Below are 12,472 nucleotides of genomic sequence, written 5' to 3'. Positions count from 1 at the left end.
TCCGCACCGGCTCACGTCGAGAGTGCGTGGCCACCGATCCGGAAACCGGTGGTTTGCCCCTCCTCCGGGACGGCGGTGAGCTGGATCGGGTCCCACGCGCCGTAGCGGGGGCTGAGCCGGACATCGGCCCGTTGGGCGGTAAGGCCCAGCAGCCGCCGCCCGAACGCCAGCATCGCCCGATCGCCGAGCTGACCGGTCTCCGCGGACGCCTGACTCGTCGTGGCGCGTTCGCGGACCAGCGCGATCATCCACTGCCCGGCACTGCGCTGCTTCGACCCCCTGAACGCCAGCACGGTTCCCGGCTCGGCGCCGAACAGCGGGGTGTTGAGCGCCATCCGCGGGTTCTCCATCGCCTGCATCCGCTTGCCGGTCCCCGTCGCGGTTCCCGCGGCGCGGTCGGCGGCGATGAGTTCGGCGGCCTCCCGAGGGCCCCGAGCCATGCGCTGGGCCTTGCGCTGAGCATCCGCGCGGGAGGTGGCCTGGGTGTAGTCGATGGTGATCGACAACCGGTCCACGTACTTGCGGCCGAGCTCGGCCAGGAGCAGCCGCGAGCGCACCGACGCGCGGAAGTTGCGGGAGTTCAGGATCGTGCCCTCGGTGGCCCGCCGAACACCGCCCTGCGCCTTGATCCGGGCGGTGACCTGCTGCTCGTCGACGCTGAGCTGTTCCTTCTCCGCGACCCGGCGAACGAGCTGCTGGCGCACGGCGAAACCGGCCAGCCGCCTGCCGAGCTCGCCCAGCTGACCCTGCTCCCGGAGCTTCTCCTTCAACGTGGGCTGCTCGTTCATCGTGACGGTGGACCAGGATTCCACCTGGCTGACGGGGATGCGCTGATCACCGACGATCGCGGCGGCACCGACTCTGCTGGGACCACCGCAACCGGCCAGCAGGAGTGCGGCGGCCAGTGCGGCGACGATCACGCGAGCGGGACGAATGATGACGTGACTCACAGGGCGCACTCTCTCACGAAGCAACACCTCGTGTCCGCCCCTTCACCGTCCCCGTCGGGGTTTCGCGATTTTCCCCCACCGAGGTTTTCCGGCCGGGTCGTCGTCAGGACCCGGACCACTGTCCCAAAGGGTGAACGGACCGTTTTCGCACTCACACCGCCAAAACGGTCCGTTCACCACGATGCTGGGCCCCTACAGCGCGCGCAGCTCGCGGAGGAAGGCCTCGGGCGTGGCCGGGATGAGGTGCCGGAGCGGTTCGTCGTCCGGATCCGGACCGGAGCGCTTGAGCACCGACATCACCGCGCCCTCGGCGCCGAAGTAGTAGTGCAGCGGGAACTCGTTGACCTTCTCCCCGCCCCGGGCGCTCTTGTGGGCCTTGCCGAGCTGCATGACGAAGTGCTGCTCCCCGGTGGTGAGCTGCTCGACGCGATCGTGCTTGCGCTGCACCGGGTCCCGCTCGGTGCGGTCGAGATCGCGGTCGACGAACGGCAGTTCGCTGTCGTCGTCGTTGCTCGCGCGGCGGGGCCGTTCCGGAGTCACGACGATCTCGCCGTCGGCGATCGGTTCCACGGCGTCGGGCAGCAGACTGGCCACGACCGAGTGCAGGTCGTCGGCGTCGACCGGTTCGAGCAGCACCTGCCCGCGCTCCCACGCCGCCAGCACGGCCACGTCGTCGGACTCGGCGATGTGGAAGCTGCCCTGCACCCGCTGATCGTCCTCGACGAAGCCGTACCAGCCGTAGATCCGCCGGTGCGGGTTGTGCAGCAGCCGGACGGTCTCGCGCAGCTCCGGCACCGGGTTGTCCACGGAGGCCAGTCCGCGCTCGCGCAGCTCGGCCAGCACGTCCTTGATCAGACGTACGCGTTCCTGGTACGTGCGCCCCGGCGAGACGCCTTCGAGCCCGGTGGGCTTGGGAGCGCCCTCGCCGCACTCACCGCTGTGCAGCACGTCGTAGGAGGCGTAGCCGAGCAGGACCGGCTGCTTGATGATCGCTTCAAACCGTCGGGACACGACCATCCCCGTTCGCCGTCCTCACTGCTGCTTTTCCTGTTCCGCCTGTTCCTGCTCGGCGCTGGTGATGCCGATGACCGGAGGGGCGGTGCGTTCGTCGGTGCCGAACAGGTCGTCGGGGTCGTGCTCGTCGAGCAGCCAGTCGGGACGCTCGTGGGTGTTGTCGTCGTCGCCCTGCTGCCGACCACGCCCTGCCGCGCCCCCCATCGGCGCACCGGTGCTCGTGGTCGCGCGAGCGGCACTCGCACCCGTCGCACCCGTCGCGCTCGTCGTCGAGGGAGCGCTGCCGACACCGCTGCGGCCACCACCGGGCAGCGATCCGGTGCCACCACGACCGCCCGCGCCGGTACCGGTGCCCGTTCCCGTTCCCGTTCCCGTGCCGGTGATGCCGCGACCGCTGATGCCCGCACCACCGGCCTTGCTCCCGAGCACACCACCACCGAGAACAGCGCCACCGGCCACCAGCCCGGCGGCTCCTGCGGCTCCGGCGGCACCCGCGGACACACCGATACCGCCCGAACCGCGATGGTCACCGCCGAAAGCCTCGGTATCCACGACGCCGCGCTGCGACCACCACGAGGACCGCGTCCCCGCAGCCTGACCGCTGCCGCTGCCGCCGTTGTGGCCACCGCCGGTGTTGGCACTGCCGCTGCCACTACCACTGCCGCTGCCGTCGTAACCGGCCTGATCGGTCCCCGCCGGATTCGAGTAGTCCACACCGGACCCGTTGGAGCTCCCGTAGCGAGTCGCGTTCGTCCCCGAACCGTCACCGATGCCGTCGACACCGATGCCGTCGCCCGAGTCCCGCCCGTCCGGCGGCGGAGGCTTGGGGGGCTCCTTGTGCCCGTCGAAGGACGGAACCGCACCCGTGTTGCCACCGGTGACGTCACCGTAGCTGCGCAGCGACGCCTGGTTCATCTGCTGCTGCGCCTGGTAGATCTCCCCCTGGGCCGCGCTGGCAGTCGGTGTCAGCGGGTTCATCATCGGCGGTTCGGCCGACACGTCGGTGACGTTCTTCTTGATCTCGTTGAACCCGGAGCTCTGCGCCTCCAGCACCTTCCCGGCCTCCTGGCAGCGACTGCTGGCCGTGTCGGCGGCGTCGCGCAGCGGACCGATCGAGCTCCGCGCCGCGTCGGCGGCCTGGCCCTGCCAGTTCGCCTTCATCATGCCGAGAGCGCCGTCGAGCTCGGCGGAGACCTCGGTGTGCTTCTCGGCCACCTTGCCCCAGCCCTGAACGGCATCGTCGAGGCTGGCGGTACCGGGACCGTGGTGGAACCACACGTAGATCTGGTGGCCGTTCGTCCCCTCGGGACGGATGTCGGGCGTCAACTGGTCGTGCACCCAGTCGCAGGCGTTGTTGAAACCGTCCGCGGTGGCGCTGGCAGCGGCCTGCACTCCGTCGACGACGGCGCTACCGGCGTTCTGGGCGCCCTCCACGACGCCATTGACGAGATCCATGCCCCAGCCCATCACGCACCCGCCTTCAGGGTCTTCACGACCTCGGTCGCCACGTCGCGGGCACGCCCGCACGGATCGCCCGCGTAGGAAGAGCCATTGCCAAACTTAACCTGCGTGAGAAAGGTCAGACTGTCCGTGACACCGACCTCGACCTCACACTGGCCTTCCTTCTCCGGCGTACTAGTCGAACTACCCGCCGCGATGGCCGGGTATCCGACGATCGGCTTCAATTCCCGGAAGTACTCGAAAACGCCCTTGCCCTTCCGGAAGTACGAGGACTTCAGCCCGTCACTTTCAACCATAAAGGTCACTGCTGTGCTGGAAACCGTGTAGTCAGGTGGCCCGCCCATGTAGCGCCAAGCGCACTTAGGACCACCGGTGGACCCCATGTCCACTTCGGACTCCCACTGCTGCATATTCAGGGCGCCGATCTGCTCCGGCTTGAGCACGCTGCACGGCTTCTGCTGGAACGCCTTGGTATCGAGCGGACTCCGCACCTTCGGTGCGCCGTGCATGTTCACGGATGAGGACGAAGGTTCCGGAGACTCAGTGGCGCCCGAACCTGAGCTGCATCCGGCCAGCAGGGCCACCGTCGACAGCGCGGCAGCCGTTAGGGCAAGCTTGTTTCGCACCGTCACGCCTCCGGGGTGAACCGACGGGCGGCCTCGTCCTCGTCGGCGTCGTAGCGCCGCATGGCCGCGTCCAGGTTCTCGATCATCGCCTGCATGTTCGCCTTGTCACGCTGGTTGGAGCCCAGATAGTTGCTTACCAGCTCCGGCCCCATGGCCCTGACCGCCTGCTGACTGTAGGGGTCTCCGCCAGGAGGGACGATGCGATCCATCCTCTGCGCCTTTCCCGCCGCATCGTCCAAGTGCATGAGCGCACGCTGGAACTTGGTGATGACTTCGGGGATCTGGTCGCGGTCGATCTCGTAGCCGACGCTGCTGGCCGTGCCGGAGGCGATCGCGCGCTCGGCGTCGGCGGGCTTGGTCACCATGCCGTCACTGGTCATCGCCATCGAGGCGCTTACGACTCCCACAGAACCTCCCCTGCGTCGGTCAACATCGCGCAGTCTGCCAGACGCTCGGACGGCCGTGTTGCGGTTCGGCCAAAATCCGGGCACGAAGCCTCACACGTCGTAACGACCCGCCCTGACCTGCGTCAGGAACGACCGCCACTGCCCCGCCGACACACCGACGCGAGTCTCGTCCGGGGCCTTGGAGTCCCGCACCAGCGCTCCCCCCGAGACCAACGCCACCTCCACGCAGTTGTACTGCCCTGACCGCGTGCTCTTGCGCCACCGCAGCTCACTCATCGCCGTACCTCTCCGCGATCTCCTTGATCATCTTGTTCGAACCCTGCTCATCCAGCGCACGGTCGTCCAGCACACGGCAGACTTCCACAAACGGCTTCACCTCAGTTGGTTCCGTGATGAAGACCCCAAAGGACAGCCCTTCCACGAAGATGTACGGGCTGCCGTCCACGAGTTCGTACCGCGAGAACGAACCGTCCACTGCTGGATGGCCAGCAGTGTCGAACGGGAGTACCCGGACGCTGACGTTGTCGCGCTGTTGAACCACGAGCAAGTGTTCCAACTGCCTACGCATGACCCACGCGTCACCCAGAGACCTGTGCAGAACCCCTTCGTCGATGAACAACGACACCTCGGGAGCGTTGGGCCGAGACAGGATCGCTTGCCGCCCCAGACGGGTCGAGACACGGCGCTCGACGTCCTCGTCAATCACCGCAGGCGAGCCCAGCACCAAGCGCGCGTAGTCCGCCGTCTGCACCAGCCCCGGTATCAGCGCCACCTGCGCATCGGTGATCGCGACTGCTTCCCGTTCCAACACCATGAGGCTCGCCAGCTGGTCGGGCAGATGCCCGGTGGCCAACCATGAGGCGGTCTCGGAGGTCTCCCCGATCCGCTCGATGAGCTCGCGCTTCTCGTCACCGGTCACTCCGTACAACGCGCACAGCGCGCTCGCCTCCTCCCGGTCGGGAACTCGCTGGCCTTGCTCGTTGCGATTCACCGAAGCGGGCGAGAGACCGAGCGCGGATGCCACCGATCGGGTGGTCATTCCGCTCTTTTTCCGCAGGTTCTTCAGTTGCACACCGATCCCGACCTGACGCAGTCTTTCCGCCTGTTTCATTGCGTTGACCTCCTGGAACGCTGGGAGAACCGTGTCAGCACTTGATGTAAAAATACCGCTGTACACACTGCTGCACTGCGTTGTTTCAAATTCGCTGTAACAAACCTTAGCGATCTAGCTTGACCGAGGTAAGGAGCTGACCAGGGGTTACCCCGAAAGGATGACCATGTTTCCGAGTCCGTACAACGGCCGCAACGACGTCTTCTGGATCGTCGGCCTGTCCACCGACATCCGCCACGCCACCAAGGTGCTGCCCGGAGCGCGCCCACCCGGCGAATGGGTGCCGACGCTGTGCCAGCGCTGGATCCGGCTGCCCTTTCCGTCCCTGGCCGGTCGCGTCCCGACCACCGCCGCGATCCACGAGCAGTGCTCTCGCTGCGGCGACATCGCCGAGCAGCAGGAGTGCTCCGGCGTCATCTGGGACTTCTGAGGGGAGACCACCGTGCTCATCGACGCTCACACCCAGGTCACGGCCACCCTGACCGTCTCGGGCGCCACCCTGCTGGTCATGACGATCTGCCTCGTCGGCGGCGGCTACGTCCGCGAGTGCACCGGCCAGCACGCCGGAACCGGACCCGGGGCCATCACCGTCACCGCCCTCCGCACCCACATCACCGCCGAACCCCACCGAGAATCCGCCACACCACCCGAACCGGACGCACCGGAATCCCGGGAGTACGTCGGCCGCCACCGCCTGCACGAGTCACACCCCGACCACGGCGCCCCTCTCGAACCGCCTCGACCACAGCAGCCGAACCCGTGCCGGCCTGTGAACAATCACATCCCCTGCGGACTCATCTCCGGAAATTCCCTCAAAAATCCCCGGCGTTGTGAGTACGTTCGGGCGGGACCTAGCGACACGCGTCCGGGAACAGGAGACCGATGAACACCACTTCCGCCAGACACGGTTCCGCGACGGGACAGCCGACGTTCGTGCTCGTGCACGGTGCTGCCTGCAATTCTCGGGTGTGGGGGCCGCTGCAACGCGAGCTGGCGCTGCTGGGACATCGCTCGCTCGCGCTGGACCTGCCCGGATACGGCGCGCACGCACGTCACTCGGCTTCCTACTACCAGGCACCGCAGGCCCTCGAAGCGCTCGCCGAAGAACCGTCGGCGCAGGCCGGGATCACCCTCGCGGACTGGGAGGAGCACGTCGTCGACACCGTCCGGCGGGTCGCCGAGCACGGACCGGTCGTGCTGGTCGGCACCAGTGCGGGCGGCATGGCCCTCAACGTCGCGGGCAACGCCGCTCCCGAGCTCGTCGACCGGCTCGTCTACGTCTCCGCGTGGTGCTGCGCGGGCATCTCGACCATGTCGGAGGGCATGGCGTGGCCGGAGCAGGAGGCGAACCTGTTCGACGAGGTTCCGTTCCCGATGCTGGGGTACTCGACGGAACTCGGGTTCGCACGGTCCAACCTGCGCACCGCCGATCCGGCGCTGTTCGCGCGGATGAAGGCCGCGCTCATGGCCGACGCCGACGACGACCGGTTCCGCGAGTTCGTCGACCTCATGGAACCGGACGTCAACACCGCGACGAGCGGCGAGGACTGCCAGGTGCGGTCGGAGACGTGGGGCACGATCCCGCGCAGCTACGTCCGGTTGACCGAGGACCGGGCGATCACGCTCGCCACGCAGGACCGGATGATCGCCGAGGCCGACGCGCTGACTCCGGACAACCCGTTCGACGTGCACTCGGTCGAGACCAGCCACGCGGGCTTCTTCCACCGCCCCGCCGAGTTCGCCCGGATCCTCGGGGCCCTGGCGTAGGTGGCGGACCCGGGCGTCCCACGATTTTCCCTAAAGTTGTGGCACAACTTTAGGGAAAATCGTGAATTACTCCGGGGACGCGGAGGCCACGGCGGGCGCCCCGACCAGCGACTCGACGAGCTTGGTGCACCAGTCGAGCAGGGCCTCGTCGCGCAACGCGGGGGCGCCCATTCGTCCACCCGCGGCGCCCTCGGTCGGGCGCGGCACCGACACCGTGCGCATGGTCGCCTTGTACACCGCCTTCGGGTACAACCGCTTGAGTCGCACCTGCGCCGAATCCGCCAGGTCCACCGGCGTCACCCGCAGCGACGAGCCCTGCAACGTCACCTCGGTGATCCCGTGGGCGCGGCAGACCTGCCGGAACGCCGCGACCTTGAGCAGCCGTTCCACCGGAGCGGGCAGCGGGCCGTAGCGGTCCGTCAGCTCGGAGCGCATCGCGTCCAGCGCGGGCTCCCCGAGAGCCGCCGCGATCTTGCGGTACGCCTCCAGCCGCAGCCGCTCCCCCGGCACGTAGTCGTGCGGGATGTGCGCGTCGACCGGGAGGTCCACCCGCACCTCGGCGAGCTCCTCCTCGGTCTCGTCGGATCCTCCGCCCGTGTCCTTGCGGAAGGCTTCGACCGCCTCGCCGACCAGCCGCATGTACAGGTCGAACCCGACCCCGGCGATGTGGCCGGACTGCTCGGCGCCGAGGATGTTGCCCGCACCCCGGATCTCCAGGTCCTTCATGGCCACCGCCATCCCGGAACCCAGCTCGGAGTTCTGCGCGATGGTGGCCAGCCGGTCGTGGGCGGTGTCGGTCAGCGGCTTCTCCGGCGGGTACAGGAAGTAGGCGTAACCGCGCTCGCGGGCGCGGCCGACGCGCCCGCGCAGCTGGTGCAGCTGGGCCAGGCCCAGCGTGTCCGACCGCTCCACGATCAGCGTGTTGGCGTTGGAGATGTCCAGACCGGTCTCGATGATCGTGGTGCACACCAGCACGTCGTACTCGCGCTCCCAGAACCCCTGGATGATCTTTTCCAGCTTGTCCTCGTTCAGCTGTCCGTGCGCGGTGACGATGCGCGCCTCGGGCACCAGCTCCCGCAGGTGGCGGGCGGCCTTCTCGATGCTCTGCACGCGGTTGTGCACGAAGAAGACCTGACCGTCGCGCAGCAGTTCGCGCCGGATCGCCGCCGCGACCTGCTTCTCGTCGTAGGCGCCGACGTAGGTCAGCACCGGGTGCCGCTCCTCCGGCGGGGTGAGGATGGTCGACATCTCGCGGATGCCGGCCATGCTCATCTCCAGGGTGCGCGGGATGGGCGTGGCCGACATGGTCAGCACGTCGACGTGCGTGCGCAGCGACTTGATGTGCTCCTTGTGCTCGACGCCGAAGCGCTGCTCCTCGTCGACGACGATCATCCCGAGGTCCTTGTAGCGGATCCCGGTCTGCAGCAGCCGGTGCGTGCCGATGACGATGTCGACCTCACCGGTGGCCAGCCCGTTGATCGTCTGCTCGGCCTCGTACGGGTCGGTGAACCGCGACAGACCCTTGATGACCACCGGGAAGGAGTGCATCCGCTCGGTGAAGGTGTTGAGGTGCTGCTGGGCCAGCAGGGTCGTCGGCACCAGCACGGCGACCTGCTTGCCGTCCTGGACCGCCTTGAACGCGGCGCGCACGGCGATCTCGGTCTTGCCGTAACCCACGTCGCCGGAGACCACCCGGTCCATCGGCACGGAGTTGCGCATGTCCGCCTTGGTCTCCTCGATCGCGGCCAGCTGGTCGCCGGTCTCGACGTAGGGGAAGGCGTCCTCCAGCTCGGCCTGCCACGGGGTGTCCTCGCCGAAGGAGTGTCCCGGCGCCGACTGGCGGGCCGCGTAGAGCTGCACGAGCTCGGAGGCGATCTCCTTGACGGCCTTGCGCGCCTTGGCCTTGGTGTTCTTCCAGTCCGATCCGCCCAGCTTGTTCAGCGTGGGCAGCTCCCCGCCGACGTAGCGCGAGACCTCGTCGAGCTGGTCGGTGGGCACGAACAGCCGGTCGCCGGGCTGACCGCGCTTGCTGGAGGCGTACTCCAGCACCAGGTACTCGCGGGTGGCGTCACCGACGGTGCGCTGCACCATCTCGACGTACTTGCCGATGCCGTGCTGCTCGTGCACGACGTGGTCGCCGGGCTTGAGCGCCAGCGGATCGACGCCGCCGCGGCGCCGCGAGGGCATCCGGCGCATGTCCCTGGTCGACGTGCCGCCGCCCCCGCCGGTGATGTCCGCCTCGGTGAGCACGTTCAGGGCGACGGCGGGCGCGGAGAACCCGTTCTCCAGGGTCGCGCGCACGACCGTGATCACGCCGGACTCCGGTTCCGCGACCAACCCCTCCTCGGCGTGCTTGGCCGGTAGCTCCGCCTCGCGCAGCTGCTGCACCGCACGCTGCGCGGTGCCGGTGCCCGGCACGACGAGCAGCGCCGCCCCACCACCGGCCGTGTGGGTGCGCAGATCGCCGAAGGCCCGCTCCGCCTCGCCGCGATAGGCCTCGACCGCCCTGATCGCCGGGCGCAGCACCTCGGCGTCGGCGGTGGTGGCGTCGGTGTCGACGGCTTCGCTGCTGAGCTGGCTCAGCGTCCACCAGGGCAGCCCCAGTTCGCGGGTGTACTCGGTGACCTCGCCCAGGTCGCGGTAGGCCGACGCGCCGAGGTCGATCGGGGCCTTGCCGCCGTCGGCGGCGACCATCCAGGAGGCCTCCAGGAACTCGTTGCCGGTGCGCACCAGATCGGCGGCCCTGGCCCGCACCTTCTCCGGATCGGCCAGCACCACGTGGGTACCGGCCGCGACCAGGTCGGTCAGCAGCTCCATCCGACCGGCGCACAGCGCCGGGATCAGCGCCTCCATGCCCTCGACCGGAACTCCCGCGGCGATCTTGCCGAGCATCTCGGTCAGCTGCGGGTCCGACTCGTGGTGGGCGGCGAGCTCCTCGGCCCGCTGCCGCACCTCCTCGGTCAGCAGCAGTTCCCGGCACGGCGGCGCGAACAGCTCGGAGTGGCTCGCCTGCTCGTCGGAGCGCTGGTCACCCACGGAGAACGGGCGGATCTCGGTGACCTCGTCACCCCAGAACTCCACGCGCTGCGGGTGCTCCTCGGTGGGTGGGAACACGTCGATGATGCCGCCGCGCACGGCGAACTGACCGCGCTTCTCCACCATGTCGACGCGCTCGTAGGCCAGATCGGTCAGCTGCTCGGTCAGCGCGGTGAAGTCGTGCTCCTCCTCCAGCCGCAGGCGTACCGGGGACAGCTCTCCCAGCCCGGGAGCGACCGGCTGGATCAGGCTGCGCACCGTGGTGATCAGCACCCGAACCGGGCCGTGGGGGTGCTCCTCCGGGTGGGCCAGCCTGCGCAGCACCGCGATCCTGCGTCCGACGGTGTCGGCGCGCGGCGACAGGCGCTCGTGCGGCAGCGTCTCCCACGAGGGCAGCACCTCGACGGACTCGGGACCGATCAGGGCGGAGACGGCGGCGGCGACCTCGTCGGACTCGCGGCCGGTCGCGGTGACCAGCAGCACCGGACGCTCCGCGCCGCGCTCGGAGGCCAGGGCGGACGCGATCAGGGGCCGGGCCGCGGCCGGCCCCTCCAGCACCAGTCGAGAGCGGTCGGCCGCCTCGACGATCCGGCGCACGTCCGGGTCCTTCAGCAGGGTTTCGAGCAGCCCCGCCAGGGGACCGGCCTGAGTCATGGGAACTACCTCGCACCGCCGCGGGAAACACAGATACCCACCCGACCGTCACGGGGAGCCGTGGTACAGGGGGACCCGTCCAGCTTACGACCCCGCGCCCACATCGCTTCTGCACCCCGAGCGTGCCGCCCGGCGAACGCGGTGAACGGACCGTTTTGGCGGTGTGAGTGCCAAAACGGCCCGTTCACCGAGTGAATGCGTGTCCGCATTGCGAACACGTGTCGCGAACCGGCGGACACTGGAAGAATGTGGGCATGATCACGCGGCGTGGGCTGCTGGCCGGGGCGGGCGGGTTGTTGTTGGCCGGGTGCAGCGGTTCGAACGGACGCGGTGCCGCGCGGCCCCGCAGGACCACCTCGGGTGGACTGCGCGTCGAGGTGGTGGCCGGCGGACTCGAACACGGGTGGGACGTCGGTTTCCTGCCGGACGGTTCCACGCTGGTCACGCAGCGCCCCGGTCGGCTCGCCCTGGTTTCGGGCGGACGGGTCCGGCCGGTGCGGGCGAACTTCGACGACGTGCTGGCCGCGGGGGAAGGCGGCCTGATGGGGTTGCTCGTGCACCCCGGCTTCGCCCGCGACCGGCGGTTCGTGACCTGCCAGACGCACCAGGTCGGCGGCCGGGCCGTCGACGTTCGACTGATCACCTGGCGGCTGTCGGCCGACGGCGGCAGCGCGCGGCGCGTCGGTCCGCTGGTGACCGGGCTGCCGGTGAACCCGAGCGGCAGGCACTCGGGATGCCGCCCCGCGCTGGCCCGCGACGGTGCTCTCCTGGTCACCACCGGCGACACCGCGCGTCCCGAGATCGCCCAGGACCTGTCCAGCCTCGGCGGCAAGGTCCTGCGTCTGAACCTCGACACCGGCCGTCCGCTGCCCGGCAATCCGTTCCTCGACTCCCCCGACCCCGCCACGCGCCTGATCCACACCTACGGCCACCGCAATCCGCAGGGGATCGCCGTTCGCCGCGACGGGCGGGTGCTCGTCGCCGAGCACGGCCCGGACGTCGACGACGAGCTCAACCCGCTGGTGGCCGGTGGCAACTACGGCTGGGACCCGTCGAGCGGAGGGCGCACCGGCTTCTACGACGAATCGGTTCCGATGACCGACCTGAAGCAGTTCCCCGACGCCGTCCCGGCGCTGTGGACGTCGGGCGGCGAGACCGAGGCCGTCTGCGACGCGACGGTGCTGACCGGGCCGCGATGGGGGCCGCTGGACGGGGCGCTGGCGGTGACCGCGTTGAAGGGCCGCAAGGTTCTGCTGTTCCACCTGGCCGACGACGCGAGCGTGCGCGAGGTCTCGATCCCCGCCGAGCTCGACGGCACCCACGGCCGCCTGCGCGCCGCCGCTCAGGGGCCCGACGGCGCGCTCTACATCACCACCAGCAACGGCGACGACGACGAGCTCCTGCGCGTGACGCGGCGGTAAGGCACGTCACGGGAGGCGAGCCCCC

At 69.3% G+C, this 12,472-nt stretch carries 12 protein-coding genes; 4 read left to right on the top strand and 8 right to left on the bottom strand.

Annotated elements, in window-relative coordinates:
• Positions 1–11: 11 nt before the first annotated feature.
• From FHX42_RS00775 to FHX42_RS00745, 7 genes are all read right to left on the bottom strand, one after another.
• Positions 12–950 carry a hypothetical protein gene (locus tag FHX42_RS00775; protein WP_328795820.1) on the bottom strand — a complete coding sequence of 313 codons (939 nt, stop codon included), beginning with the start codon at positions 948–950 and terminating at the stop codon, positions 12–14.
• A gap of 192 nt (positions 951–1,142) precedes the next feature.
• A complete protein-coding gene (locus tag FHX42_RS00770; RefSeq protein ID WP_220479406.1) occupies positions 1,143–1,967 on the bottom strand; it encodes an ESX secretion-associated protein EspG in 825 nt (274 codons plus the stop codon).
• Between the two features lie 15 nt (positions 1,968–1,982).
• Positions 1,983–3,419: a PPE domain-containing protein gene (locus FHX42_RS00765; RefSeq protein WP_182542164.1), complete on the bottom strand. Its 1,437-nt coding sequence runs from the start codon at positions 3,417–3,419 to the stop codon at positions 1,983–1,985.
• Positions 3,420–3,430: 11 nt separating this feature from the next.
• Complete coding sequence (locus tag FHX42_RS00760) at positions 3,431–4,057, bottom strand: DUF3558 domain-containing protein (RefSeq protein ID WP_328795819.1); 627 nt, start codon at positions 4,055–4,057, stop codon at positions 3,431–3,433.
• Positions 4,054–4,458 carry a hypothetical protein gene (locus FHX42_RS00755; protein WP_182542163.1) on the bottom strand — a complete coding sequence of 135 codons (405 nt, stop codon included), beginning with the start codon at positions 4,456–4,458 and terminating at the stop codon, positions 4,054–4,056. The genes FHX42_RS00760 and FHX42_RS00755 overlap by 4 nt, the downstream gene beginning before the upstream one ends.
• Positions 4,459–4,548: 90 nt before the next feature.
• Complete coding sequence (locus FHX42_RS00750) at positions 4,549–4,734, bottom strand: DUF397 domain-containing protein (protein ID WP_182542162.1); 186 nt, start codon at positions 4,732–4,734, stop codon at positions 4,549–4,551.
• Positions 4,727–5,569 carry a helix-turn-helix domain-containing protein gene (locus FHX42_RS00745; RefSeq protein WP_182542161.1) on the bottom strand — a complete coding sequence of 281 codons (843 nt, stop codon included), beginning with the start codon at positions 5,567–5,569 and terminating at the stop codon, positions 4,727–4,729. The genes FHX42_RS00750 and FHX42_RS00745 overlap by 8 nt, the downstream gene beginning before the upstream one ends.
• A gap of 160 nt (positions 5,570–5,729) precedes the next feature.
• On the opposite strand from FHX42_RS00745, the gene FHX42_RS00740 reads away from it, so the two are divergent.
• The 3 genes from FHX42_RS00740 to FHX42_RS00730 are packed head-to-tail and all read left to right on the top strand — an operon-like array spanning position 5,730 to position 7,336.
• The gene (locus tag FHX42_RS00740) at positions 5,730–5,999 is read left to right on the top strand and encodes a hypothetical protein (RefSeq protein WP_235986871.1); all 270 of its coding nucleotides are present in this window, start codon (positions 5,730–5,732) and stop codon (positions 5,997–5,999) included.
• Positions 6,000–6,011: 12 nt separating this feature from the next.
• Entirely contained in the window at positions 6,012–6,455 is a 444-nt protein-coding gene (locus FHX42_RS00735) for a hypothetical protein (protein ID WP_182542160.1), read from the top strand.
• Positions 6,452–7,336, top strand: coding sequence for an alpha/beta hydrolase (locus FHX42_RS00730; protein WP_182542159.1), 885 nt, complete (start codon positions 6,452–6,454; stop codon positions 7,334–7,336). Before FHX42_RS00735 ends, FHX42_RS00730 begins: the two co-directional genes overlap by 4 nt.
• Before the next feature lie 66 nt (positions 7,337–7,402).
• Here the strand turns inward: FHX42_RS00730 and mfd are convergent, their stop codons facing one another.
• Complete coding sequence (gene mfd / locus FHX42_RS00725; protein WP_182542158.1) at positions 7,403–11,026, bottom strand: transcription-repair coupling factor; 3,624 nt, start codon at positions 11,024–11,026, stop codon at positions 7,403–7,405.
• 254 nt (positions 11,027–11,280) lie between these two features.
• On the opposite strand from mfd, the gene FHX42_RS00720 reads away from it, so the two are divergent.
• Positions 11,281–12,447, top strand: coding sequence for a PQQ-dependent sugar dehydrogenase (locus FHX42_RS00720; protein WP_182542157.1), 1,167 nt, complete (start codon positions 11,281–11,283; stop codon positions 12,445–12,447).
• The last annotated feature ends 25 nt before the right edge of the window (positions 12,448–12,472 follow it).

It is taken from the genome of Halosaccharopolyspora lacisalsi, from assembly GCF_014137975.1.
In the GTDB taxonomy this organism is placed as follows: Bacteria; Actinomycetota; Actinomycetes; order Mycobacteriales; family Pseudonocardiaceae; genus Halosaccharopolyspora; species Halosaccharopolyspora lacisalsi.
This window is presented reverse-complemented; position numbering and strand designations above follow the sequence as displayed.